Annotated in this window: 23 protein-coding genes, 2 tRNA genes and 2 pseudogenes; 10 read left to right on the top strand and 17 right to left on the bottom strand. The window is 44.1% G+C overall.

What is annotated here, in order from left to right:
* Positions 1-322: 322 nt before the first annotated feature.
* From DSM107010_RS10680 to fba, 3 genes are all read left to right on the top strand, one after another.
* Positions 323-850, top strand: coding sequence for a GNAT family N-acetyltransferase (locus DSM107010_RS10680; protein ID WP_015156799.1), 528 nt, complete (start codon positions 323-325; stop codon positions 848-850).
* Positions 851-996: 146 nt separating this feature from the next.
* Positions 997-1068, top strand: a tRNA-Lys gene (locus tag DSM107010_RS10675).
* A 228-nt stretch (positions 1069-1296) separates the two neighbouring features.
* Positions 1297-2376 carry a class II fructose-bisphosphate aldolase gene (gene fba / locus DSM107010_RS10670; protein ID WP_106168787.1) on the top strand — a complete coding sequence of 360 codons (1080 nt, stop codon included), beginning with the start codon at positions 1297-1299 and terminating at the stop codon, positions 2374-2376.
* Positions 2377-2465: 89 nt separating this feature from the next.
* On the opposite strand, the gene DSM107010_RS10665 is transcribed toward fba, so the two are convergent.
* The 4 genes from DSM107010_RS10665 to DSM107010_RS10650 all read right to left on the bottom strand — a co-directional run bounded on the left by DSM107010_RS10665 (position 2466) and on the right by DSM107010_RS10650 (position 8193).
* Entirely contained in the window at positions 2466-3278 is an 813-nt protein-coding gene (locus DSM107010_RS10665; RefSeq protein ID WP_127022923.1) for a carbon-nitrogen hydrolase family protein, read from the bottom strand.
* 377 nt (positions 3279-3655) lie between these two features.
* The gene (locus tag DSM107010_RS10660; RefSeq protein ID WP_106168175.1) at positions 3656-5428 is read right to left on the bottom strand and encodes a M61 family metallopeptidase; all 1773 of its coding nucleotides are present in this window, start codon (positions 5426-5428) and stop codon (positions 3656-3658) included.
* A gap of 189 nt (positions 5429-5617) precedes the next feature.
* Positions 5618-6889, bottom strand: coding sequence for a GspE/PulE/PilB domain-containing protein (locus DSM107010_RS10655; protein ID WP_106168176.1), 1272 nt, complete (start codon positions 6887-6889; stop codon positions 5618-5620).
* A gap of 131 nt (positions 6890-7020) precedes the next feature.
* Positions 7021-8193, bottom strand: a complete 1173-nt coding sequence (locus DSM107010_RS10650) for a HetZ-related protein 2 (RefSeq protein ID WP_241994183.1) — start codon at positions 8191-8193, stop codon at positions 7021-7023.
* Between the two features lie 821 nt (positions 8194-9014).
* Here DSM107010_RS10650 and upp point away from each other — a divergent pair.
* Positions 9015-9650 carry a uracil phosphoribosyltransferase gene (gene upp, locus DSM107010_RS10645; RefSeq protein ID WP_015156791.1) on the top strand — a complete coding sequence of 212 codons (636 nt, stop codon included), beginning with the start codon at positions 9015-9017 and terminating at the stop codon, positions 9648-9650.
* Between the two features lie 39 nt (positions 9651-9689).
* On the opposite strand, the gene DSM107010_RS10640 is transcribed toward upp, so the two are convergent.
* The 4 genes from DSM107010_RS10640 to DSM107010_RS10625 form a co-directional block, all read right to left on the bottom strand.
* Positions 9690-10619, bottom strand: a complete 930-nt coding sequence (locus DSM107010_RS10640) for an ABC transporter permease (protein WP_106168178.1) — start codon at positions 10617-10619, stop codon at positions 9690-9692.
* 148 nt (positions 10620-10767) lie between these two features.
* The gene (locus tag DSM107010_RS10635; RefSeq protein WP_106168179.1) at positions 10768-11313 is read right to left on the bottom strand and encodes a superoxide dismutase family protein; all 546 of its coding nucleotides are present in this window, start codon (positions 11311-11313) and stop codon (positions 10768-10770) included.
* Between the two features lie 335 nt (positions 11314-11648).
* The gene (locus DSM107010_RS10630) at positions 11649-12065 is read right to left on the bottom strand and encodes a hypothetical protein (protein WP_106168180.1); all 417 of its coding nucleotides are present in this window, start codon (positions 12063-12065) and stop codon (positions 11649-11651) included.
* Positions 12066-12118: 53 nt separating this feature from the next.
* Positions 12119-13006 carry a M48 family metalloprotease gene (locus DSM107010_RS10625; protein WP_015156787.1) on the bottom strand — a complete coding sequence of 296 codons (888 nt, stop codon included), beginning with the start codon at positions 13004-13006 and terminating at the stop codon, positions 12119-12121.
* Between the two features lie 477 nt (positions 13007-13483).
* Between DSM107010_RS10625 and DSM107010_RS42890 the strand changes: the two are divergent.
* The 3 genes and pseudogenes from DSM107010_RS42890 to DSM107010_RS10605 form a co-directional block, all read left to right on the top strand.
* Positions 13484-13703, top strand: a pseudogene (locus DSM107010_RS42890) (fluoride efflux transporter FluC); the annotation flags it as partial.
* A gap of 90 nt (positions 13704-13793) precedes the next feature.
* Positions 13794-14475, top strand: a pseudogene (locus DSM107010_RS10615) (class I SAM-dependent methyltransferase).
* 209 nt (positions 14476-14684) lie between these two features.
* Positions 14685-15839, top strand: coding sequence for a quinone-dependent dihydroorotate dehydrogenase (locus DSM107010_RS10605; RefSeq protein WP_015156785.1), 1155 nt, complete (start codon positions 14685-14687; stop codon positions 15837-15839).
* 62 nt (positions 15840-15901) lie between these two features.
* Here the strand turns inward: DSM107010_RS10605 and DSM107010_RS10600 are convergent, their stop codons facing one another.
* The 8 genes from DSM107010_RS10600 to DSM107010_RS38315 all read right to left on the bottom strand — a co-directional run bounded on the left by DSM107010_RS10600 (position 15902) and on the right by DSM107010_RS38315 (position 21729).
* Positions 15902-16684: a hypothetical protein gene (locus DSM107010_RS10600; protein WP_106170947.1), complete on the bottom strand. Its 783-nt coding sequence runs from the start codon at positions 16682-16684 to the stop codon at positions 15902-15904.
* Between the two features lie 146 nt (positions 16685-16830).
* Positions 16831-17781, bottom strand: a complete 951-nt coding sequence (gene holB, locus DSM107010_RS10595) for a DNA polymerase III subunit delta' (protein WP_015156783.1) — start codon at positions 17779-17781, stop codon at positions 16831-16833.
* Positions 17782-17990: 209 nt separating this feature from the next.
* Complete coding sequence (locus tag DSM107010_RS10590) at positions 17991-19379, bottom strand: FAD-dependent oxidoreductase (protein WP_106170763.1); 1389 nt, start codon at positions 19377-19379, stop codon at positions 17991-17993.
* Positions 19376-20038, bottom strand: coding sequence for a dTMP kinase (tmk, locus tag DSM107010_RS10585; RefSeq protein WP_106170765.1), 663 nt, complete (start codon positions 20036-20038; stop codon positions 19376-19378). Before tmk ends, DSM107010_RS10590 begins: the two co-directional genes overlap by 4 nt.
* 67 nt (positions 20039-20105) lie before the next feature.
* Positions 20106-20906 (bottom strand): tryptophan synthase subunit alpha, encoded by an 801-nt coding sequence (gene trpA, locus DSM107010_RS10580; protein WP_015156780.1) that lies wholly within the window; start codon positions 20904-20906, stop codon positions 20106-20108.
* A 10-nt stretch (positions 20907-20916) separates the two neighbouring features.
* Positions 20917-21228, bottom strand: coding sequence for a DUF3007 family protein (locus DSM107010_RS10575; protein ID WP_015156779.1), 312 nt, complete (start codon positions 21226-21228; stop codon positions 20917-20919).
* 36 nt (positions 21229-21264) lie between these two features.
* Positions 21265-21477: an NAD(P)H-quinone oxidoreductase subunit L gene (ndhL, locus tag DSM107010_RS10570; RefSeq protein ID WP_015156778.1), complete on the bottom strand. Its 213-nt coding sequence runs from the start codon at positions 21475-21477 to the stop codon at positions 21265-21267.
* Between the two features lie 114 nt (positions 21478-21591).
* Positions 21592-21729, bottom strand: a complete 138-nt coding sequence (locus tag DSM107010_RS38315; protein WP_158631767.1) for a hypothetical protein — start codon at positions 21727-21729, stop codon at positions 21592-21594.
* Positions 21730-21799: 70 nt separating this feature from the next.
* Here DSM107010_RS38315 and DSM107010_RS10565 point away from each other — a divergent pair.
* Together DSM107010_RS10565 and DSM107010_RS10560 are read left to right on the top strand one after the other, a co-directional pair.
* Positions 21800-21884 (top strand) — tRNA-Leu (locus DSM107010_RS10565).
* A gap of 315 nt (positions 21885-22199) precedes the next feature.
* Entirely contained in the window at positions 22200-23435 is a 1236-nt protein-coding gene (locus DSM107010_RS10560) for a hypothetical protein (protein ID WP_106168195.1), read from the top strand.
* A gap of 181 nt (positions 23436-23616) precedes the next feature.
* Here DSM107010_RS10560 and DSM107010_RS10555 read toward each other — a convergent pair whose 3' ends face one another.
* The gene (locus DSM107010_RS10555) at positions 23617-24558 is read right to left on the bottom strand and encodes a lysylphosphatidylglycerol synthase domain-containing protein (protein WP_127022920.1); all 942 of its coding nucleotides are present in this window, start codon (positions 24556-24558) and stop codon (positions 23617-23619) included.
* Between the two features lie 292 nt (positions 24559-24850).
* Here DSM107010_RS10555 and DSM107010_RS10550 point away from each other — a divergent pair, with 292 nt between their 5' ends.
* Entirely contained in the window at positions 24851-25417 is a 567-nt protein-coding gene (locus DSM107010_RS10550) for a DUF6658 family protein (RefSeq protein WP_015156774.1), read from the top strand.
* The last annotated feature ends 20 nt before the right edge of the window (positions 25418-25437 follow it).

Here is a 25437-nt window from a genome sequence, read left to right as displayed (position 1 = left end):
GAGTTTATCTTTACTTCTTTCTTTTGACAGGACGCTTGCCCTAGAAGTTTCCTTCTTGCCACTTGCCGCTTGCCTCTTACCCCTAATTCCTTTAAGGTGCTAAAGTTAAAAATGGCTGGTTATGAGTAAGCTAGTTGTACTTCAACTCTAATTCTGTGTCTCTCATACTAGGGCATTCATTTGACAACCAAACTGTCGCTTGAATCGGGTGGTGGGAAAGTAGACGTTAGAACTTGGGTAAGAACAGCGAAACTAGAAAAACTAGAAGTATCATACTAGTTCGTGTAGTCAATATCGTTTCTATCTCATAAATTGCATTGGCATGGGTTTTTGGAAAGGCTGGTTTAGCGGTTCTGAAACTGCTACCGGAACCAAGACAGCGCCAGTAGAGGAGGAAGCCGTCGAATCTATGGGCTTTTCTGCTCTAAATGGTGAAAGTATTGTTTTTAGCACCGATCGCAACATCGACCTTTACGAGTTGGAAGAACTTTGCGATGCTGTCGGTTGGGCGCGTCGTCCTCTCCGTAAGGTTAAAAAAGCGATTCAGCACAGCTTTCTCGTCGTGTCGATGTGGCAAGTACGAGGAACTCAGCGAAGGCTAATTGGATTTGCCCGTGCTACTTCAGATCATGCCTTCAACGCTACTATTTGGGATGTCGTCGTGCATCCTAGCTTTCAGGGAAAGGGGCTAGGTAAGGCATTGATGAAATACGCAATTAAAAAACTTCGTGCTGAGGACATCAGCAACATTACTCTGTTTGCCGACCCCCACGTGGTAGATTTTTATCGGGGTATGGGTTTTATGACCGATCCTGAAGGGATTAAGGGGATGTTTTGGTATCCCAATTAGCTAGGGAAGGGAGTAAGGAGCAGGGAGTAGGGAGTAAGGGAGAAAATTTTTTTCTGGCAACTGGCGCGAAATGTAGTGACTTTGACTAAGTGCTTGCATAAATCCAGGGGCCTCTGGTAAACTAGTAAAGTTGCAAAAACGCAAAAGGGTCGCTAACTCAACGGTAGAGTACTCGGCTTTTAACCGAATAGTTCTGGGTTCGAATCCCAGGCGACCCATATTTTTAACTCGATATGTTTGTTTAGCGTTCAAGTCACAGTAGACGCTGGACAAATTGGCTTTGGCTCCAAGGTAGCAATGAAGCGATCGTGGTGAAGGTATCCCAGCACCTTACCTCATCTCTAAATCTAAGTCTCTAGTAATGATCTGAAATTTATCTTAAGATTAGCGTAATAAACACGCTTGTTCAAAGCAACTAGCTGATAACAAAACTAGGAGGACATTGTATGGCGCTCGTACCAATGCGGCTGATGTTGGATCACGCGGCAGAGAATGGATACGGCATTCCAGCTTTCAACGTGAATAACATGGAGCAGATCCAAGCAATCATGCAGGCTGCTAAAGAAACAGACAGCCCCGTGATTCTACAAGCCTCTCGTGGCGCTCGTAAGTATGCAGGTGAAAACTTCCTGCGTCACCTAATTTTGGCAGCAGTAGAAACTTATCCTTATATTCCTATTGCCATGCATCAAGATCATGGTAACGAGCCTGCTACTTGCTATTCAGCAATCAAAAATGGCTTTACCAGCGTCATGATGGATGGTTCTCTAGAAGCTGATGCTAAATCCCCAGCTAGCTATGAATACAATGTCAACGTTACCCGCGAAGTTGTAAAAGTAGCTCACGCTCTAGGCGTTAGCGTAGAAGGCGAACTCGGTTGCTTGGGTTCTTTAGAAACTGGCATGGGTGAAGCTGAAGACGGACATGGTTTTGAGGGTAAGTTGTCCCACGATCAATTGTTAACAGATCCAGATCAAGCAGTTGATTTCGTAGAGCAAACTCAAGTGGATGCTTTGGCAGTGGCAATTGGAACCAGCCACGGCGCTTACAAGTTTACCCGCAAGCCAACAGGCGAAATTTTGGCGATTAGCCGCATTGAAGAAATCCACCGTCGTTTGCCCAACACTCACTTGGTCATGCACGGTTCTTCCTCAGTACCCGAAGACTTACTGGCTCTAATCAACCAGTACGGCGGAAAAATTCCCGAGACCTACGGCGTGCCAGTAGAAGAGATTCAAAAAGGAATCAAGAGTGGAGTACGGAAGGTAAATATCGATACCGACAACCGCTTGGCAATCACTGCTGCGGTACGGGAAGCTCTAGCTAAAGATGCTAAAGAATTTGACCCCCGCCACTTCCTGAAGCCTTCCATCAAGTACATGCAAAAAGTCTGTGCCGATCGCTATCAGCAATTTAGCGCTGCTGGCAACGCTAGCAAGATCAAGCAAATTTCTACCGATGATTTTGCTGCTAAGTATGCTAAGGGCGAATTAAACGCTATCACCAAAAAGGCTGCAACCGTGTAATTCAATACAACGTTGCCAGACAAGCGTAGGGTGGGCATTGCCCACCTTACATTTTTGCTTATGCGATCGGTCGTTGATGCAATGACTAGTTAAACAAATACCCGATGCTGTAACGAAGGCATTTGGCGGCGAACTTGTTCGAGACGAACGGGATTAATTTCCGCGATCGCCACTCCTGGGCGATCGCCTGCATCGGCTAAAATAACTCCCCAAGGATCGATAACCATTGCATGTCCGTGAGACTGACGTAGGGCGTAATGTTTCCCTGTCTGCGCGGGGGCAAGAATATAACAAGTATTTTCAATTGCTCTAGCTTGTAACAAGATTTGCCAATGGTCTTTCCCAGTGTATGCCGTAAAAGCCGCTGGGATAAACATCACATCGGCTCCCTTGTATGCTAAGTGGCGGTAGAGTTCGGGAAAGCGGACATCGTAGCAAATGGAAAGCCCTAGATGACCTAATTCTGTAGAGGGATAAACCACTGGTAACTGCGTTCCAGCTTGTACGGTACTGGATTCGTGGTAAGTATTGCCATCAGGTAAGTTGACATCAAATAAGTGTACCTTTTGATAGCAGGCGAGTTCTTCCCCACTTGGTCCAATCAGTAAGGCTGTATTGTAAACTTTGCGATCGTCAACTGGTACGGGAAACCCGCCGCCGAGAATTGTTACCTGAAACCGTTGCGCGACAGTTCGGAGAAATTTTTCGCTTTTCGAGGCGATCGCTGCTGCTTGGGCAATTTTATCCTCTTCTCGTCCCAAATAGGAGAAGTTTTCCGGCAAGGTGACCAACTCCGCGCCTTGACGGACGGCAAGTTCGATTAATTCTTCAGCCTGTACCAAATTTTTTTCTAGGTCAGGCACGCTAGTCATTTGAACGGCAGCAGCGAGATAAGACTTCATGTATATTCCGATAAGACAATCTGAAGTAGATTATTAAAAATATATCCTTCAATAGTGCCTTTCGCGTATCTCAGAAAAGTTCTGTTCTTCTCCTGTCCCCTGTCTTCTGCTAACGACAGAGCGCTATTAACCAACAACAGGTTAAGTCCGTGCTGTTTGAGTTTGTTGCTCCCAAAACTTATTAACTAGGATAACAAGGGAACTCAAGAATGTGCCGCTACCACTTTGAGAATTGGGTAGAGTGCTGTCGGCTTTCGATCTACAATAGCTTTGACATACTCCCCAGCACAGCAGGACGCGGCTTTAAACCGATTCTCTTGGTAACAGTGCAAAAGGCTGCTCGAACTTTGAAACAGCCTTTCTTTAAAGAGGAGATATTAACAGCGACTCCCAAGCCATCCCTCATAGTTGTGTTTTTGAGTCAGAGAGGGATTTTCTACTGGAACAACTTGATAGCGACTGGGACGAGGAGCAGCTAAAGTCACAGTATGAGTACATAGTTCTTCTTGATGGAAAACTGTAACTTCGATCGCGTCTCCTGGTTGGTAATCTCGCAGGCGATCGCTCAGATTATTTGCTGTTGCTTTTAAGCCATCAATTGCTAGTAATTCATCCCCAGGCTCGATTCCGGCTCGCTGCGCTGGTGCATCGATCTCTACAAATTTAATCGCGTCCTTGCCATTTTCTGCTTGCACTTTCATACCTATATAAGGTAAGAATTCCTCATCTTCTGCGACTAATTTCAAACCAAAAGGTTCGAGATAACGATCGAAAGGTAATTCTTCCGTACCATCAACGTAGCGTTTAAAGAAATCATCTAAATTTGTTCCAGCCACAGATTCAATAACTTGTTTTAACTGTGGGGGAGTAAAACCAATTTCATCCTTGCCGAATTGCTGCCACATCAGACGCATTACATCATCTAGCGATCGCCGATTTTGATGTTTCTCTCGGATCGATAAATCGAGTAAAAGCGAGACTAATTCCCCTTTTAGATAATAGGAAATTTGGGAATTGTTAGTATTATTGTCGTAACGATACAGCTTAATCCAAGCATCAAAGCTCGACTCAGAAGCAGGCTGTACGAGTCGTCCTGGCGTAGTTTGTAAGCGAGTAATTTCCTTACTCAAATTCTTCAAATAAGTCTTATCGTTATAAATACCCGCCCGTAAGGGAATAGCTAAATCGTAATAGCTAGTCGTCCCTTCACAAAACCACAGCGATGGCGTGTAATTTTCGTTATCATAATCGAAAACTTCTAATGCTTTTGGACGAATTCGCTTGACATTCCAGAGATGAAAAAATTCGTGAGCAACAAGTTGCATGAAGCGCTCGTACTTGTCGCGATCGCGAAATCCAAAGCGAGAATAAATCAACGAGCAAGCAAATTTATGCTCTAACCCGCCATTATTTTGCGATGCTAGATGCAACAAAAATATATATTTGTCGTAAGGTAAACCACCAAATAGTTCTGCTTCCACCTCGATAATCTTTTTAATATCGGGAATCATCTTGGCAGCATCGGCATTACCTTTACCCCAAATTGCCAGTTCGTGCGACTTACCCAGCACCTCAAACTGATGCGATTGGTGACAGCCAATTTCAAACGGACTGTCTACCAACGTATCAAAATCTGTGGCAGTAAACGTGTTAGTTTGCCCCGCTACTGCTGGTAGAGGAGTCGTGACGCGCCAATCCGATCTCGGTGGTGCGATCGCGACTTGGATCGGTTGCTGTTCTAGTCCTGGGAGGCGAAAGAAGATAGCCGCACCGTTAAAATAGCCGTGAGTTGCATTGAGGTGATTCGTCCGTACTGATAGCTCGTTAGCATGGATGCGGTAACGTACAGTAATGTCAGGGCGATCGCCTGTTTCTACTTGCCAGTGATTTTTACTTAACTTCTGCCACGCTAAAGTCTGTTCTCCCGCGCTGGCAGAAAAATCTTGTAGATGTTTGGCATATTCTCGCACCAAGTAAGAACCTGGTGTCCACACTGGCATTTTTAAATCTAATACTGGCAATTTCCAACCGCTTAAATGCAAAACAACCTCAAACAGATGATTTTCTGGTTGAGGCATGGCAACTTGATAATGAATTGTTGGTGTAAAGCTAGAAATCTTACCAACTTGAGTTAATGTAGCTTCAGTCATCAATGGTAGTGAGTTGTTGGACTTAGGATAAATCTAACAACTCTTTAGTGGTTGTTGGTTGATTGACTGTAGAGAGTGACTAGTGAGGAGTGGCTAGTGGAACCAGAATTGCTCTCCCCCTCTCCCTTGTCTCCCTTGTCTCCCCTTCTCCTGAAGCTCCTGAAGCCCCCTGCTCCCTCATAATGCAGGTCACTGCTTCAGCTGTTCCAATTGCCGCTCTACGTTTTCGATAATTTGATTGAGAGCGAGGAGAGATTGGTATCGTTCGCCATGTTCTTCAGCGTCGATGCTAGCTCGTTCTTGTAGTTGGCGCAACTTTTTCTGAAGCTGGTTGGCGATCGCCATTGCGTCGCGGCTCAAAGTATCTATTTGTTGTTGTTGATAAAACTCTAAGGCTTCTCCGCGCAAAACTTGTAAAGTTGCTTGTTCGCCGTTGCTACCTGGCATGACGCGCAGGCGCAATAATACTCGTTCGCCATGATAAAAACGCTCGATCTCTACCTGTTTTGCTTCCTTCGCTGGCGCAAGAGGCATGTGCGTCAATTCTTTCAGTTGTTCGATCGCGTCCTGAAACAGCTTTGCTGGAACCTCTGTTAGCACGCACTGCAAGTTTCCATCTTGGCTACACACGATCCGCCCTTGCTGTAGCGACTTACGCTCGAAATAAAGCCGTCCAATGCCTTTTTCTAAAACCCGTCCGAGTAATTCTCGTACGAGTTTCTTGGGAGGTAGGGTTTTGAGGGACTCGACTGAGTTAGTAGAGTAACTAGCTGGTACTTTAATCGCCGACAAACCTGATGGAGTTGGGTTGGCTGGAGATTTTTGCTGGGACTTTGGCGTTCCGATCCCGCCTAAACCAGATGGTTTAGCAGCAGTTTGTTGAGATTGTGCCGATTTAATTCCACCTAAACCAGAATGTCTAACAGCAGATGGTTGGGATTGCGATGTCTTAGTTTCACCCAATCGAGAAGGTGTGGGTTGTGGCGTTTGTGGCTGAGAAGTCTTCCGGGCTGCAATATTTTCTCGCTCGTCAGCTAAAATAAGCGTCGGTTTGTCATTCGGGCTGAGTCCTGTTGGTTTCTCGGTTGTAGGTTTAGCAGCAGACGCACCAGGATATCCCGCAGCAATGGAGTGCAGCTTATCTGAGCTTAAATCGTTGTTTTTTGAGCGATTTAAGTAGGCTGACATGAGCTGGCGGTGGTCTTCTGAGTCGAGCGCCTGGGGGACTAAAGTATATTTTAAATATTCAGCGATCCGTTCGACGTATTCTATGGCAGCAGTATCGTCTAGATTTACCATTCCCAAAATCAGATTTTGTCCCTCTACAGCTACAGGCAAAACTTGATGATATAAGCAAGCTTCAAAAGGCAGCATTCTATCAATGAGGCTGTAGATTTGCTCAGTATTCAGTTGGAATCTACCGCTTGCTGGCTCATCATTTTGGGAATGAGATTCTACCATAAAATTAGAATATTTTTCTGTATACTAAACTCTAATATATTCGCGTTCAGTGAAAACACGCAACGGTTAAGTACTTTAGTTTACAGAGATTTGAATGGAGAAACGGAAATAATAAGTTGAGGTGAAATTCCTCATGCTTGGCTGCGCATTTCTTGAGCTATCAAGTAGAGTTTACCCCATTCAGTCATAACCTGATGGCTCTTTAAATTCAAGGTTTTCGCAATTTCTTCATTATTCTGATTCGCTTTTTTCAACTGGACGATTTGTTGTTGAATTGGAGTTAATTGCTTTAAAAAGTCTTCCCACTGGTTTTGTGTCAGTCCCATATTGTGTTCTATGAGGGAAGTCTCTAGCCATTCGCTCACGAGTTCTGGTTTATGTTTGAGTCCAAATACTCGTACGGCATGGTAGTTAATTTTCTCCCGCAAACGATAGATCTCTTTAACTGAGATGTTTAACTGAGCAGCGATCGCTTCTTGCGACTTACCTTGTAAGTAAAGCTGGAGCCATTGTGCGGCAGTAGTTCCCAGATTTTCTTCGAGATAGCTAGAAAATTCTTGTTTCACTAGCTGTCGCGCGGTTTGCTGTTCTTCTAAGCTTTGTTCTTCTTGATAGTCTGCGACTGCTTTGGGATCTAACAAGCTAAAGGAGTTATCGCTATCATCGCCTAGTATTTCTTCAGACAGCAGGCGTAATTTATTATTGACAGGAACTTGTGTGACTCCTCCCCGTGCCGTGCGGCGCAAATAATTGACAAAGCGATAGACCAATAAGGGTTGACTGCGGATCGGGCGCAAGCAATATTCTTCTAAACTAGCAAATAGCAGAGCGTTGCGTAATTTTAGGTCGTCCGTACACTCAGCAATCCAAGCTATTTGCTGTTGCATGTAGCGATCGCTTTGCAATAATTCTTGTAGTACTTCTTGCAATACTTCTGTAACTTGCCGCTGGCGATCGCGACTCATAGATACGAGCGTGCGAATTTTATTGCGCAACAACTCCAAACTACAAAGCCTCGTCATCAATTGACGATAGGCGCGTTCTGGTGGCATTCCCAAATAACGTTGCTTGAAGATGCGAAAGCGATATTCCATCGCTTGTTTGGCGATCGCTTGTTCGTTGGTATTAAGTTGTTCCCAATCTTCGATCGCGTTGCCGACTAACCAACGAATGATACTCTCTCTCGTGGCATCGCTTTGTTCTGGACATTCAGTGCCTAGATGCGATCGCCAACTTTGTATCAGGTCTGTTGCCAACTTACTCATGAGATGGCACTCCTCCAATCCCTGCTTTACAGTTTGCATAACAACCTGCATTCTTCCTACCTACTACCTTTTGGAGCTGCTTGGGTTGGCAGTACGTGGTGTTTCAGGTCGTAATGATGAAACTTTCATCTCTTTTTATTCAGCAATCTTACCGACGCTGTGACTAATAGAGTGAGTTCCTAGCCAGAGAGGCATCAAACTTTACATTTGGAAGTCTTGTCAACGTTCTCCCCATGCGTGTCATGACCCTAGCTAGCCTGTCATCAGTACGAACTTCCACCCATATACTGTGAGTAGCGGTTCATTTACCCAATGGACACTTATGAACCTCTATTTATTTCTCAAGTCTCAGTACAAATATCGTGCAATAATTTATATTAATTTACATTTGCTCTCAATGGTAGGATATTTTTTAGAAATGATTGGATAAATCACTAATATAATATCAAGTAACGATGCATTAAACATACTAATTTGTCAAGATTCAATGTTGAATTTTGTCTTAAATCATCTCTTTTTCGTCTAGCTCGAAAAAATTCTGTATTTTTAACTACAGCAGAAATATTTTTGATGTATCGTTTTAGTAAAGCCGCGAAATGTTTTAGAAGGAGATTTTAGAAGGGCGATCCGAAGGATCTTATGAGTCAGTTAGTGTCTGAGTTTCATGCTCAAAAAGGAGAGATATTTTAGCTAGTAATTGCTAGATAACTGACTATTGCTCGATCGAGATTGACAAATAACTCGCAAGCGATTCTGTTGCTCTAATAGTGAATCGTTTCCAAAAAATACAGTATATGATGAAGATTGCTATATTTTCGCCAGCTATTTTAAGAAGTATTTAGCTCTATTATTGCTCCAATATGCAAGCCGAAGTTCATGCGATCGATCATCCATTAATCCAACACAAATTGACGCTGATGCGGAAAGCCGAAACTAGTACGGCAAAATTTCGCACGTTGTTAAAAGAAATCAGCTTGTTACTAGCTTACGAAGTAACGCGGGATCTACCGCTCAAAACCGAACAGATCGATACACCAATTGCCTCTACAAACGCGCCAATGCTAGCTCCCGATAAAAAGCTAGTGATAGTATCGATTTTACGGGCAGGGCAAGGAATTTTGGATGGAATGTTGGAGTTGATGCCCTCCGCACGAGTAGGACACATAGGCTTATATCGCGATCCTAAAACTTTAACAGCGATTGAGTATTATTTCAAAGTTCCCGATGAAGTGGAAAAACGAGATGTCTTAATTGTCGATCCAATGCTGGCAACCGGAAATTCAGCTATAGCCGCCGTGGATCGCCTCAAGGCTATTAACCCTAACTCTTTAAAATTTGTCTGTTTGCTAGCTGCGCCAGAAGGAATCAAACATTTCCACTCTCAACATCCTGATGTACCAATTTATACTGCGGCAATTGACGATCGCTTAGACGAACATGGTTATATCGTTCCTGGCTTGGGAGATGCAGGCGATCGCTTATTTGGCACGAGATGAAGTGTAGAGACGTTACATGTAACGTCTCTACACTGGTTGCTACTCACTTTTTTCCTTGAGATAGGGAAGACCTAAAGCAGATGGGGGAGAAGATTTTCCGGCTAAGCCGACTAGGGCGAGAAGGGCGATCGCGTAAGGTAGCATGACCAAAAATTGATAGGGAATATTAACACCCAGAGCTTGAATGCGAAGTTGGAGAGCTTCGGTAGCGCCAAATAGCAAGCAAGCCAAAGTAGTACCAATGGGATGCCATTTACCAAAAATTAGGGCGGCGATTGCAATAAAACCTTTACCGGCACTCATCCCCTCAGCAAAAAACTTGACCTGTACCAAACTTAAGTATGCTCCTCCCAACCCCGCCAAACAACCGCTGAGAATGACGCTGAAATAACGCACCAGTTGTACGGAAACTCCAGCTGTATCCGCAGCACGGGGATATTCCCCTACAGCACGCAGGGTTAAGCCAGGATGAGTGTAGAACAATAAGTAATTCGTAAATACAACCAGAAAAATAAGCAAATATACTAGAATATTTTGCGCGAATAATAGAGAACCAATTATGGGAATATTGACTAACCCAGGAATGGCGATCGCCTCAATACCTGGTAATTTCTGCGCACCACCACTAAAAATCAGCCGCGCCAGAAAAGATGTCAAGCCAGCAGTAACTAAATTAATTGCCAACCCAGAAACTAACTGATCGACACGCCAAGACACGCTCAGTAGTGCGTGCAGTAGCCCTACCATACCTCCGGCTAGAATAGCCGCTAATACGCCTAGCCAAACGTTGTTACTGTAAAATGTTGCAGCCGCGCTAGCAAAAGCACCAGCGAGCAACATCCCTTCTAAGCCAATGTTTAATACGCCCGATCTCTCTGAATAAAGACCTCCTAAAGCTGCAAATGCTAGCGGTACGGCAAGGCGTACGCTAGCAGCTAGATAATCGGCAAAGAAAGATTCATTAGTCATTTGTCACTGGTCATTTGTCATTTGGGAATAGCTAATTTTGAACGCCAGTTGCGGGACTGTCGGCAGAGCCGCCCAACGCACTGGCTCCTTTTAACTTTTAACTTTTGACTTATTCCTTGCCAATTATCTGCTGGAGAATTAAAACAGTTTAGCTTTGTTCGATCGCGCCACAGGCAAGCCGACCACCGCCCGATTGTGCTGCCGTGCCTCCAGATATCATTAAATCGGGTAATTGGTGAACGATGATAGCGCTGCTATCTTCATCAAATAGAGAGACGGGGCTTTCGTAAAGGGTAATACGACTTGTAGCAGTTATCAGTCTGCCCTCACCTTTCTGATTAATATCTATATTTGGTAAATCTCCTAAATGATAAGGGTGATTTTCTTGGACAGGTAAGGAGCTACCGAATGGTCCTGGATCGAAATGTCCGCCAGCAGTACTAAATCGGGGTTCTGCTCCTTCATCACAAATAGCTTTTTCGTGGAAGTGAATGCCGTGTAATCCTGGTGTAAGAACGCCAGGATCTCCTTTCAGATAAAGATCGACAAGAGTAACTCCATTACTAATTTGTCGTAGCTTTAATTCTCCAGCAATATCGGGACCGAAGATCTTTGCTTTGGCAGTAATGGGGCGAGAATCCTGAGCAAAACTTCCTTTAGAGGCAATGGCGAGGACGAACATTGACACAGCCATTGCGATTAGTACAACCCTAAATCCGAATTTTCTCATATAAATTAGTTCTGAAAACAGCACGGAGAAAAGCTGCTGAAGGCGAGTTTCAACAGCTATGGCAGATTTTTGGCGATCGCAAAAAGTTCATCGAATTGAGAAACTCGATACTTTAAAAATTACTACAGGGCTGGTACGAGTTTTTACGAAGATTTTCTGAAGATTGTCAGCAAATTTAGATAAACGAGTTAAACATCGAACTCTATCGATCTGACCAATAAAAAACAGGAGAGTAGCGATCGCCACTCTCCTGCTCTAAAACAGGGCTATTTTATACTAGACACTCTTTCATTAAATACTTAGCGGTTAGAACCACGGGGAGCAGTAAAGGCATCCCAAGCGGCTTTAGCTGCATCTGCCAGCCGATCGCCAAATTCGTGTATTTCTCTGGCGACTGATTCCCAGTTCTTCTCGGCTTCTTGCTTGAGGTGTTCGTAGGAGTTCTCCAGGCGATCTCTTTCGATCAAAGGCTGATTCCGTTCTACAAACTCCCTTGCCTTACGAACAGCTTCTATGTACGTTTCGCGAGTGAAAGAACCGGCAGATTGTGCCTCTAGTTGAGCGCGGGTTTTAATTGCTTCAATCAAGGCTTTGGTTTCGTTTTTAATTTCATCGCTTTCCCCAGGCATTTGCTCGTCAACAAGAGCGCTGCTATCTTGGGGAATGATTTCGATTCTCACGGAGTTGTCTTCTTGATTGCCAATTTCATTAGTCATGGTTCGATCTCCTAAATGAGTAACTTGCGATCTATTGCTTGCTTAACTGATGACTACTGACCGAAGGAAAACTTAGTAGACTGCGGTAACTCTCTTTCCAATTTTAAAAGTTGCTCGATCCGTGCTTCAGTTGAAGGGTGGCTGGAAAACAATCCGCTCATGAATTGTCCTGAAAAAGCATTAACAATGAGTAGCGGTTCAAAAGCAGGATTACCCACCATCGGTGCCTGTCTAGCAGCACTTTCCAACCGCTGTAGCGCTCTTGCCAAAGCCCGAGGATTGCCAGTCATCCGTGCCGAACCAGCATCAGCCGAGAATTCGCGCGTCCGCGAAATAGCGAGTTGAATAATTGTTGCTGCAACAGGCGCAAGTACAACTGTCAGTAATATTCCAATCGGGTTGGCACCACCGCGATTATCTCTAGATGTTGGTGCAGAGAACCATAAACCATAGCTAGCCATTTGAGCTAAGAAAGAAATTGCCCCTGCGATCGTCGCTGCAACTGCTTGCGTCAAGGTATCTCGATTTGCGACGTGAGTTAATTCGTGAGCAATGACACCTTCTAATTCATCTTCTGGCAATAATTCTAAAATTCCTTCCGTTACAGCAACAGCTGCGTGTTCGGGGTCCCGTCCAGTTGCAAAAGCATTCGCTGCCCGCGAGGGAATGAGGTACAGTGCAGGCATCGGCAATTGAGCGCGATCGCACAACCGTTTTACCATTTGATATAGTCCTGGTGCTTGCTGGGGACTAATCGGTCGGGCGCGATAAGCTGCCAGTGCGATCTTATCTGACTGATACCAAGATACTAGGTTAGTAATTGCAGCAATGGCAATACCAGTTATAACACCAGCGCTACCACCAAGAATCCAGTAGCTGATTGCAATTAATAAACCACTTAATAAACCTAGCAGTGCAACTGTTCTGAACTGATTCTGCATATATTTTCTCCTTGTAATGCTGTTATTAACGCTGAATTTGTATAGCAACAACATTACTCAAAGCGCACTCTAATTGTATCGACCTTGATTCAGATTTAGGAGGCAGATAACCTCCCCCTTGAGTACGGATCTACTCACCTTTATGAGGGGTGAGAGAACATTGTTGTGTCATGCCACAATTTTTTCTCAAGGAAATTACTTAATTGCTACTATCTATACAGATTTTGAATCTATCGGTAGTAATAAATATGAAGACCGATCGAGAATCAAACGTTAAAAAACAGTATTTTAAGAATATCTGATAACTAGAATACAAAAATATTGGTATTCATAACTGTTGCGTTCCAGAACTACTGACTACGATCGCTGTAGTAGCGAGCGATCGTTTGTAGATGACAGATAATTTTATAGTAAGGTGAGCCATGCCCATCTTACTACCAACTACTCATGATTATGAGTTGGAAAGATTTAATCCAACTGTTAGCACTGCAACAGCCAGCAATTCGCAATCCGATCGCGATTAGTTTTGGTGCGAGCGCTGGAGCTTTGAGCCGCTATTATCTGACTTCATGGTTTGTGCAACGCTTCGGTAGGTTTTTTAGGTTCCTACACCACCTTTTCCACCTATGGCTTAGATACGGTAACATTAGCAAGAAACCATCAAATTGCAACTGCTAGCCTCTATTGGTTAGAAAGTTATCAGTTGACAGTGGAACCAGTGGCTGGATTCTTTTCTAGTCAACAGTCACCAGTCACTAGCCACTCACTACTTACTACTCACTTCCCAATGACCAATAACAAATTACTCAGAATTCTAGAACCGGAAGTGATGGACTCTTGGGAAGAAGCAGTTGAATACGATGCGATGGATTTCGTAGAAGTCAACACTGCTTTTGCTCAAACCGCAAGTGAGTTATGTCGGATGGACACAGCTAAAGTTCTCGATGCGGGGACTGGTACAGCTCGAATTCCAATTATTCTCAGTCAAATGCATCCTCATTGGCAAATATGGGGAATTGACTTGGCAGAAAATATGTTGAAATTAGGTTTTCAGAGCGTCAAAGCCGCAGGCTTGCAAGAGCGAATTAGTTTGGAAATAGTAGATGCTAAGCGCCTACCTTACCCTGACGATTACTTCGATCTAATCATTTCTAACAGCCTCGTTCATCACTTACCGAACCCCTTGCCTTTTTTGCAAGAACTCAAACGAGTATTGCAACCCAAAGGAGCCATTTGTATTAGAGATTTAAATTCGTCCAAGTGATGCGGCGACTATAGATCGGTTAGTTGAAGGAATTGGTACGGAATACAGCGATCGCCAGAAAGATTTATTTCGCGATTCTTTGCACGCAGCTTTTACAATTGATGAGGTCGAACAACTCGTCACTCAAGCCGAAATTCCGGGTGTGAGGATTTATCAATCAAGCGATCGTCATTGGACTGTAGAGAGACTTTGGAATGGGGATTAGGTTGTTTTGGGACAAGGGGGAACTCGGGGATCCCACGACCGAAGGGAGTGGGGATTAGGGGGCGAAGGGAGACAAGGGGGACAAGGAAGCAGGGGAGCAGGGGAGCAGAGGGGCTTAAGGTGCAACTACCAACTACCAACTACCAATTCCCTACACCCTTTCTTCACGCACCACGCACTACTCTTTACTGATAACTGATAACTGAAAAAGTGGATATTTACAAATCTGCAATTAGACCGTTTCTATTTGATGGCATTAAAGCCGATCCTGAGTGGATGCACGATCGCGTCATTCATTCTTTAGATTGGCTGGATCGAAATCGCGCGCGTCCTGGTGTGAAACAGATTTTAGAACAACTGCAAAAATCTACAGGTTTGCAAGACAAGCGATTGCAACAGCAACTTTGGGGAATCGACTTTCCTAATCCTTTGGGATTAGCTGCTGGGTTTGATAAGGATGGGGTAGCGGCTCATATTTGGTCGAATTTTGGTTTTGGCTTTGCCGAAATGGGGACGGTGACATTTCATCCTCAACCAGGAAATCCTCGTCCGCGTCTATTTCGATTGCCTCAAGACTTTGCCGTTCTCAATCGCATGGGTTTTAATAATCATGGCGCAGAGGTGATGGCGCAACGGTTAGCTGAGAACAATAACTCTCCTACTTTTAGACCAATACCTTTAGGCATTAACTTAGGCAAATCAAAAATTACTCCCTTAGAATCAGCCGCAGCCGACTATCTCAACAGTTTTCGGTTGTTGAAAGCCTGGGGTGACTATTTTGTGGTGAACGTTTCATCTCCAAACACTCCAGGGTTGCGATCGCTCCAAGACGCAGCTCAGTTAGGCTTAATTTTAGATGCTTTACAACAGGAAAATCAGGGAAGAAAACCGATTTTAGTGAAAATCGCTCCCGATTTAGAGTGGGAAGCGATCGTCAATATTCTTGACATTGCCCAAACTTATCAATTGGCTGGAATTATTGCCACCAACACCACAATCCGCCGGGATGGATTAAAAACGCAGATAATTGCTAAAACTGGCAAATCAATTGTCGAAGAAGCTGGAGGAATCAGCGGTTTACCCGTACGCGATCGCTCTACAGAAATTATTCGGTTTATCTACCAACAAACTCAAGGACAGTTACCAATTATTGGTGTTGGAGGAATTTTTACGGCTGAAGATGCTTGGGAAAAAATTATCGCTGGTGCTAGCCTAATCCAGGTTTACACTAGCTGGATTTACGAAGGAATCGGTATAGTCAACCACATCCTCGCGGGATTGCTGCAAAAAATGGCAAAACACGATTTAAACTCTATTTCCGAGGCTAGAGGAAGTCAGTTATCAGCTCGTCGAGGCAGCGACTAGTGGCTGGTGACTAGTGATTAGATGAAGAATTCTACTACTAGCCACCAGCCACCAACCACTCGCTAAATTCGATAAAACTCCTTAGTTTCAGCCGAAAATCCCCAAGAAATGCCATCAGGATCGCGACTGCGAGTCCACTCAGGAAAATCTGGATCGTCTCGCCGCTTATACACAGTGCTGGAATAGACATTCAGCCGCTTAGCCAGTTCTGACTGGATCAGGGTTTGGGGTAAAGGTTGATTTTGGTTGTGGGATATTGATTGTTCTGTAGCTACTGCGATGTCGTCCGGCTGCGGCAATTGTATGGAGGTTGCGCTTTCTGGAGCATTAGGAGTAGGAGAAAAAGCTGAGACAGTTTCTAACGGAAGCGATTCGGCTTGCTTAACTAACTGTGAGGCAATTTGCTGAGCATTCTGAGCTTTTTCTTTTGCTGGCTCTAACTCCTTAAGCGGTTCGCTCTTGTCCAGCATACTGCCTAAAGTGCTGGAGGTGATAAAGTAATAGACTGTCCCTAAGTCTTTATATTCCTGTCGCTGAGCGCCAAATTCGGCTGCTTTACTATCTAAATAGTATTTAGCTGTAGCAGCAGACAAATTTGCCTTGATTGCTAAATCTAATGGTGCGATCCGACCTTGATTAGCTTGAATAACTTGCAAAAAAATGGGATTAACTTGCCGACTCCATTGTTGCCACTGATAGTACTGCCATACTTTATAACCAATACTAAAGATTGCTAGCCCCAGCAGTAAAGGCCAAGTTGTAAAGAAGATGACGATCGCGAATGCTATCGGCAACAGCAAAATCAGAAAACCATCGACACCTCTTTCTAAAGATTTTTCTTTCATTGCAATTTTGGCAAAAAGATCCACTTGTTGGCAAATTAATCATAAACTTGGCAAAAGTAGAGCGCAATTTTTGTAACTCTTAACAATTGCGATCACCTTGGGCTTTTTTGCCAACGGCAAAATTAGCAACTATCTATAGGGTGATTTTATAGATATAAAGGCGTTTCCCGCAACATCTCTACATCTGTCAAACCTAGTAACGTTACTTCCCAAACAAGTCGAGGCTGGGCATAACAGAGTAAGTAACGCCTAGTTGTCTCCAGTTTTTCCAAGGGAAAGTGCTGCATTTCTCTAGCCAAAAACTTTTGCCAGTAGCAATACTGAAGATAGTCTACCAACCAAATTTGAGTTTCTAAATCCAGAGTGCGATCGATTTGACGCGCAAGATCTAGAGCTTCATGGCAAGATGGAGAAATCTGCTGAAGTTTTGCCAGTAATTCAGCCGGAATTCCCTCTAGCTTTTGCCAAGCCGCGATCGCTGCCCCTGGGCTGCCCTGCGCTAGTGCCAAAATAGCTGGTTGGCTCAAAATATGCGCGTAGCCGACTTGTTGTAGTACTTGAGCTAAAGACTGAGAGTCCAAGCGATAAAAAGGAATGCGCTGACATCTCGATACCAGTGTTGGCAATAACGATGCAGTAGAGGGAGCGATCAACACAATTGTCGCCTGTCCTGGCTCTTCCAGGGTTTTTAATAGCGCATTTGCCGCTGCCTCTGTCATAGATTCGGCTGACTCGATCGCGACTACAGCACGAGGTGCTTCCAGAGGTGGACGACTGAGAAATTGCTCGATATGGCGAATTTGTTCGATGCGGATAACTGGTGCTGCTTTGCGTTTTTCTTCAGGCTGAGGCGGTTCGATCCACAAAACATCGGGGTGATTGCCCAACTGCAAGCGCTGGCGCACTTGTTGCTGCTTGGAATCTGGAATTTGAGAGCAGAATAATTGTTCTACAAAGTATTTGGCTGCCATGCATCTTCCCACGCCCTCCGGTCCCGCAAATAAATAAGCTGGAGCAACGCGATTTTGCGCGATCGCCTGAGTCAATAATTCTACTGCTTGATGCTGTCCTATGAGTTGGGCAAAAGAAGCGGTCATGGAGAAGTTGTAAGTCGTGAGTCGTAGGAGCGGGTTTAGCGAATAGTTCGACAACTGAGGCAGTAAATCTTGGGTCAAAACCCGCCCTTATAGAAGTCGTAAGGGTAGTTTTAGCAAATAGCTCGACAACTGAGGCAGTAAATCTTGGGTCAAAACCTGCCCGTACAGAAGTCGCAAATCGGAAGCATCTAGCCACCAGCCACCAGTCACTAGTCACTGATAACTGTCAACACCTGCCAGACGATCTTGGGATGGTAGAAGCTAAGTGGCGATTTGAGCATTTGCCCTACCTCCAACACCAAGGCATGTAGTTCTGGTCTAGAACTCGTACCTTTCATCAACTGCCGATTATACCAACGCATGAACTTGCCTAGCTTGCCTGACGATGATTTATTTGAATTGTTAGTTGGGTGCTGCTCCGTTTTGGGAAAGCCTAAGTCTTGAGTCGTTGCTATAGTCCAAGCAAGAGAATTTTGTTTAGCCAAACGTTTTTGAAAGTCTGAGGTATCTAAATCTAAAGCATTTACATGAGAGCCATATCCTTGCTTTATCCAGTCGCGTAATGCGATCGCTCCCATAGCGCTGACTGTCATCCCCTGCCCGTAAATCGGACACAGGGCGCAAACTGCATCGCCTAAAGCAACAAAACCTTGCGGTAGCCTAATTTTTTCGTAGTGGTACAGTCTGTTAGCAGTCGCACGATGAGCGTAGGTAGGTGACACAGGCTCGGCAGATGCGATCGCCTCGTAAAATCTCTGACTGGGGAGACTGCGGGCAAATGCTAAAAAGCCTTCATCGTCCAATGGCGGAAAATCTTTGCTGTAGCCGCCTAGTGTAGCAATCCATTCTCCTCCCTCGATTCTGGCTAAATATCCCAATCGTGTATTCTCTGGTGGAGATTGGGATATTAACATAATTTTCCAATCTGCATCAAATCCTACCGGAGCGCGGTAGCGGCGCGTTGCATAACCGAGAAATGGATTGACGACGGTTTCATCTGGTGGGGTAAATCCCGCGCTTTCTAGCCATTGTGGTGCTTGGGAACGACGACCGCTAGCATCGACAATTAATGTAGCGACTAGTTCGCTCTCTGTGACTTCACTCACGGGACGTAGGCGAATACCTGTAACGCGATCGCCATGAGAATCGCGCACCAAACCCGTTGCGCGATGTTTGGCAATAATTTCAATATTAGGTATCTCTAAAATACGCCGTCTAATTGCCCACTCTAGCAGCGGACGACTGCAAGTGCAGGAAATGATTTCTGAGGCAGATGTCGTGTTGGCACTCCAGTTACCGTAGGTAAAGTGATGAAACTCCCGCAACCAATCAATTGATAGTGCGCCAGCAGTAGAGAGTTCAGCACCGATTCCCGGAAAAAGTGCTTCTAATATTCTGTACCCTTTGGCAAACAAAACGTGAGGTTGTACTGATTGGGGTACGCCTTTTCTAGATTGAGGCTGGCTGGGTAGCATATCTGTATCAACGATCGCGACAGTCGCAAAATAATCTGCTAGTACCCGTGCAGCCAGCATACCAGCAATGCTCCCTCCTATGACAACAGCACGATCTTGTCCGTGTCTCCGTGTTGAGTTCATTGTTGCAGTATTTCAGCTAAGTTTTGGCGCAAAATCGTCTGAATCTGTTGACGAACTTCGCTTTCACTCAAACTAGCATCAACTCGTACAATGCGGTGCGGATCTTGTCGAGCTAATTCTGAATATCCCTGTTGAACGCGACGATGAAAGGCGATCGCCTCTTGTTCGATGCGGTCGTTGCTTCCCCGTCCTTTAGTTCTGGATAAACCGACTTCTACATCGAGATCTAACCAAATTGTTAAGTCGCTTTCCAGACCAGCAGTTGCGATCGCGTTGAGTTGATGGATTAAATTTAAATCTAAACCGCGACCGTAACCTTGATAAGCAATCGTGGAATCGGTATAGCGATCGCACAGAATAATTGTGCCAGAGGCAATCGCCACCTTGAGCGTTTCTTCTACATGCTGAGCGCGATCGGCGGCGTACAATAACAATTCAGTCGTGCTGAGTATGGGTGCTTCACCTCTAGATTCCAGCAGCAAGGAGCGCAGTTCTGCCCCTAATTGAGTCCCTCCAGGTTCCCTCGTTACAATGACATCTCGTTTAGGAATCGCAGAGCTGAAAAGCTCCTGAAGCCAGGATTGTGTGGCTTGAATTTGTGTTGTCTTGCCACTACCTTCAACACCTTCAAATACAATCAGTTTGCCTGGTGAGTTCAAATTCGTTCTTTATCAGTTATTAGTTATCAGGGGTAAGGGAGCAGGGAGTAGGGAGCAGGTGGCAAAATTATTTGTTGGCAATAACAGCTTTGAGACTGCGGCAAAATTCGGCGATCGCGGCGAGTCCTTGCTCTGGCGTCCCTTCAGCTAGACGCTTCACTACGGCACTACCCACAATGACTGCATCTGCACCCCACTGTTTTACTTGTGCTGCGTGTTCTGGCTGAGAAATGCCGAAGCCAATTCCGATTGGCTTATCGCTCATCTGCCGAATTTGTTGTAACAAGTCCTGCGCTCGTGCTTCTAATCCAGTTCTAATCCCAGTTACGCCAGTCACGCTCACTAAATAAATAAATCCTTGGGAATGCCGTGCGATCGCCTCAATTCGTTCTGGCGAGCTGGTAGGAGCCACTAGTAGTATAACTTCTACCCCATATTGGGTTGCCACCTGCAAGACGTATTCCGCCTCTTCTAGAGGCAGATCTGGTATGACTAACCCTGCGACCCCGGCTTGAGAGATCTGTTGAAAGAACGGCTCGATCCCTCGGTATAAAATCGGGTTGTAGTAAGTAAATAAAACAATTGGCGATCGCAAATCTGACTTGACAGCCGCGACTATCTCCAAGACTTGCTCTAACTTTGTTCCCCGTTGCAAAGCGCGGGTAGCTGCTGCTTGGATCGTCGGTCCATCAGCCAGTGGATCGGAGTAAGGAACGCCCAATTCGATAATATCTGCACCAGCCGCATCCAAAACCCGTAGTGCCTCAGCGGTCGTTGCTAAGTCAGGATCGCCTGCTGTAATAAATGGGATCAAGGCACACTCATGGCGATCGCGCAAAGACTTAAAACACTCGGAAATAGCAGTCATAAATTAGGGGTTACGAATTAATCTTTTCTTCTTTTTCCAGTTCGGCTTGCAGCTTTTCCAGTTCTTCCGGTGAGAGTTCGTCTAACTTTTTTTGCCAGAAAGCTTCTTCATAGGCACTTCGCTGCTGGTGATAGGTCATCTTCTTCCCCATCACGCGAAAGATATAGCTTAGCAGCCATCCAATCAAACCACCTACTAATAATAGCTGGCTCCAGATCCCAGCTTCTAGATTATCTAAGCCAGCAACTTTTAAAGCAACGTATGCTAAGCCTCCAGCAGCAAAGACTCCTAGAGTCACTCCTATCGCGTCAATTCGTCGCATTGCAACTGTGTCAACCACTCCTATGTAATTCTTTACCTATGTCTGAATTTGGCGGCGCTTGGGTCGAAAGTTGAGGAAGGGCGATAAAACCAATAAACCTGGGAAGAAAAAGAATACCATAAAGTACATAAAACCGCGCTCGAAGGAAGTAGCCGTATACCACCTGAGATTTAAGTAGAGCAGTAGTGCAATTGGGACGACAAGCAAGTATGCTCCTGCCAAAGCTAAGTACAGTAGGGCTACCATCATAAATTTTTTCCCAAGTAGGTACAAATGAACGAGCGATCGCCTAAGGCGAGTTCTCTGTTAACTAAGGTGTATTCCCTGTTTTTAGATATTGTACCGCTCTTCAGTTATCAGTTATCAGCGATCGGTGAGGTGAGTGGCAGGTGGTAAGTTGTTCCGACTTACGAATTTTCCCTTGTCTCCCTTGTCTCCCCCCTCTCCCTTATCTCCCTTGTCTCCCTTATCTCCACACCTACTTTCTTTTTTTAGTTGCATAAATTCCCCTTTAGTGCTGGAATAGTAAAGCGGGGTAGACAACCCTGTCAAAACTCACACTGATAGCTAAGGGGGCGTGGCGGAATGGCAGACGCTACGGACTTAAAATCCGTTGACCTTAAACGGTCGTGAGGGTTCAAGTCCCTCCGCCCCCATAAGATACTTTAAAAACCTACGCTAACAGCGTAGGTTTTTGTGCTTTAATTACGTGTTTACGTGTTTGCTCCGATTGCAATTGTCTGCCAACTTTTCCATTGAAATAGCTATAAACTATCCCGCAATATTACTCAGAAATCTTCCTTTCTCGAACCCCTCTACCCGTAATTTTACGGATGTTTGTTTACCACATGTTTACGATAAAATTGCACAGAAATACTCTACTGTACTAAAACTTTTTAAACTATAGTTCATACTATATAACACCTAATTCGAGCGCGAACAAAATCGCTTCCTACATGGAAAGGCATTGTATGGTTAAGCCTACTATCTTCGATGCTACTGGTTCGTCCAGCGAAGCACAAACTGCAAGCAATCTTACCTCGCGGCAAACAAGCAACTTTGAAGAAGCACAGGAAACTATATATGCTTACTTGTTAGATATTATTAAGCAGTGGTCGCCTGAAAATGTTTTGAAGGAATTCAGACATTTATTTATTCAAGATGATGACCCAATTAACTCCAATGTCATCCGCTCTATATATGAAATTGTATTTGCCAACGATCGCCAAGAATTTCATTATACGCTCAAACGGTCGTGTTATATTCTCGTCAATAACTGGGTTTCTAAAAGAAAATTTAAATACATCCAACAGCTACTGGAAATTTTAAACGATCCGATTACTAAGCGAAAGTCTCTTTCGCCAATGGTCGAACGCTTAAGAGGTTGGATGCAAGCTTTTGCTAAAAGCGACGATTATCAAAAATTAGAATTGTATGCTCAGGCTAAATTTCAAGAACACGCTCGTTGGAATTCTCGCTATGCACCAATCTTGCTCTCAACTCAATACAACGACTTAAGAAACCCAATCGAACAACGAGAAGCAGCTAGAAATAGAGCATTACAACTACGGTGTAGATTTAAGTTTGACTTGGCGATGTATATGGCACGGTTTGAATCTGCTGGAATCGACAGCCAAATTCAAAATCCGACAGATGTAGGAGATGAAATTCTCCGAGTCATTAAGCTTATTGTAGCTAAACGCGATACTTATAGCTATACAAACATGGCTAACGTATTTAGCAAAACAACTCAGGGACAGAACTACAAAAAGTTTAAGCAAAGTTTAAAAGACTATCTACTCTGCTATGGAGAAAGTCAGGAGTTTTCTGATACCTTAAAACTCAATTTATGGCATAAATTAGATTCGTTATATGAAACCTGGCACGATCAGCTACTAACCGATACAATGTTGCTGAAAACATGCAATAAACTGATAGACTATTTAACAACAGATAAGCGAAAACAGCCTTCACCACTACTAGAATCATTGATATCGCAAGGTAATCCGCTCACGGTTGTCATACTTTTATTAAAGATTGTCTTAATTTGTCAACCCGCACGAATACGTTTAGAAGCTTGTGTTGCCGACTTAATTATGTATCATGAAAAGTCTCCAGAAAGTTGCGTTTGGATGACTAATTTTATTGAAATTTTCACGATTATCTTTGCAATTTATGCAGACAATATGACAATATCAGTTAAATGATATCTTATTAAATTTGTAGAACATTTGTATGGTGAGCATTGCTCACCTGATTTTTATCGATATTTGTAGGGCGAACAAATATTCACATAGTTATAAAAATATCTATTATTTGCCAATGATTGAAAATTGCTACTATCTGTCATTCATCATTGATGATTTGCAGGTAACCAACCACCAACTATCAATTACTAACTATCAATCTCTCATTTAACCAAGCCAATCCCGCTCCAGTAGCTTCAGCAGTAATACTAATAAAGCGATATAAAGCGATCGCGCTAATGACTGCACCAACAGAAAAACTGTTTTGCAATAAAGCGATCGCCGTGACTTCAAAGACTCCTAGACCTCCAGGCGCACCAGGAATTACTAATCCCAGTACCCAAGCTAAACTAAAAGCAGCAAATAATAAAGGAATACGCTCTATTGATAGCGGAATTATAGCTAGTAGAGTTAGTAAAAAACCCGTTCCTCGCAATCCCACAAAACCCAATTCTCCCAATAAAGGTCGCCAAGGATAGCGTTTAATTTGACAGAGAACGCGATCGCTTGTATTTGTAGTAGTCGATTTAAATTTCATTCGACTGAGCAGCCGCATCGCCAAGTTTAGCAAATGAGGGTGAATTGCTAACAATACCCCAGCCAAAACAAAAAATAGTAACAATTGGATATAACTTTGAGTTAGAGCGATCGCCGATTGGATTCCTAGCAAAGCCAACAGGATTGCGGCAGCCGCCATTAATAGAGGTTCTAACAATACGCTTAAAGCTGCTATGCTGGTAGGAATACCAGCAGTTTTTGCCGCAGAAATTCGACCGTAGTAATGCCAGACATTCCCTGGTAAATATTTAGCAATATTTGTTTGCAAATACACTCGTACGAATTGAGGAATATTGACGGTCTGGTTGAATTCCTCTAATATCCAAGTCCAGACCCATCCAGACCAGATATGGGCAAGTAGAGTCACGCATAAAGCGATCGCTAAAGTTAGCCATCCTAAAGTAGCAATCCGAATTGCTGCTACTTCTTGCCAATTGTTTTTGAAAGCTGTTATTAAGAAAAATAAAGTCCCGCCTAGTATTATCCAGCGCAAGTAAGGTTTCAGGCGTGACAAAATGTGCTGCATTCAGTTTCCAATGTGAATCTCTCTTGAGTTAGAAACAAATTGAACTATAGCGATTGCAAAATGCACCCTTTGCTAGAGGTAGCGATCGTTCGTAAATGCCTAAGATTAGCAATCGTTGGTCAAATTCGAGCCACTTTATACAATAACGCCAAAATGCTCTTGACACACATATAAGTAAGTCTAATTGAAAGCATGAAATTTAGCACGCGGCTGAGATTAACAGTACTAGTGTTTATTGCAGCACTTAGACCAAGGGCATTTGGCGGACTGGTTCAGTAAATAGGAGGGTTTTATGCAAAAGTTAACTACTTTGTTCAAAAAACTAAGATTGCGCCAAGTGCTGACAGTATGCCTAGTCAGCGTATTACTGATCTTCAGCGCAGCTTGTAGCAATGCAACGACAGCCCAAGGTGCAAATCCTAATAACCCTGCTGTACAAGCGGGTGGCAATAACAATCCTCACAAAAATCCTGGGGTTAACTACAACAACGTAGATAAATATACTACCGATCCCACAGTTAAAGAGACACCCGATAAATCGCCAACCAATCGCGCTAGTTTAGATGGATATTCTCTGCTTGTAGCAGCTAACAGCGAAGGACTTCTTTACCCTGGAGCAGAAACCCCAGCCGGTAGAGCAGCAAAAGAAACTGAATTACCAATCAAAACAGCGAAAGACTTTAAACAACCCGAAGCAGGCGGGTTGAACCAAAGAAATGAAGATTTAGGAGAGCGGCTCGGTAACCGTTTAGAAAAGGTGCAAGAAGCTTTTAGAGAGGCATCGGAGTTTACTCAAGAAAAAGCAGCAGAAGGTAGCAGAAGACCAGAAGCTCAAAGCAATCCTGCTTTAGGTCAATAGGTTCCAATCGAGTAGCAAAA

Source organism: Chroococcidiopsis cubana SAG 39.79 (assembly GCF_003991895.1).
Lineage (GTDB): Bacteria > Cyanobacteriota > Cyanobacteriia > Cyanobacteriales > Chroococcidiopsidaceae > Chroococcidiopsis > Chroococcidiopsis thermalis.
This window is presented reverse-complemented; position numbering and strand designations above follow the sequence as displayed.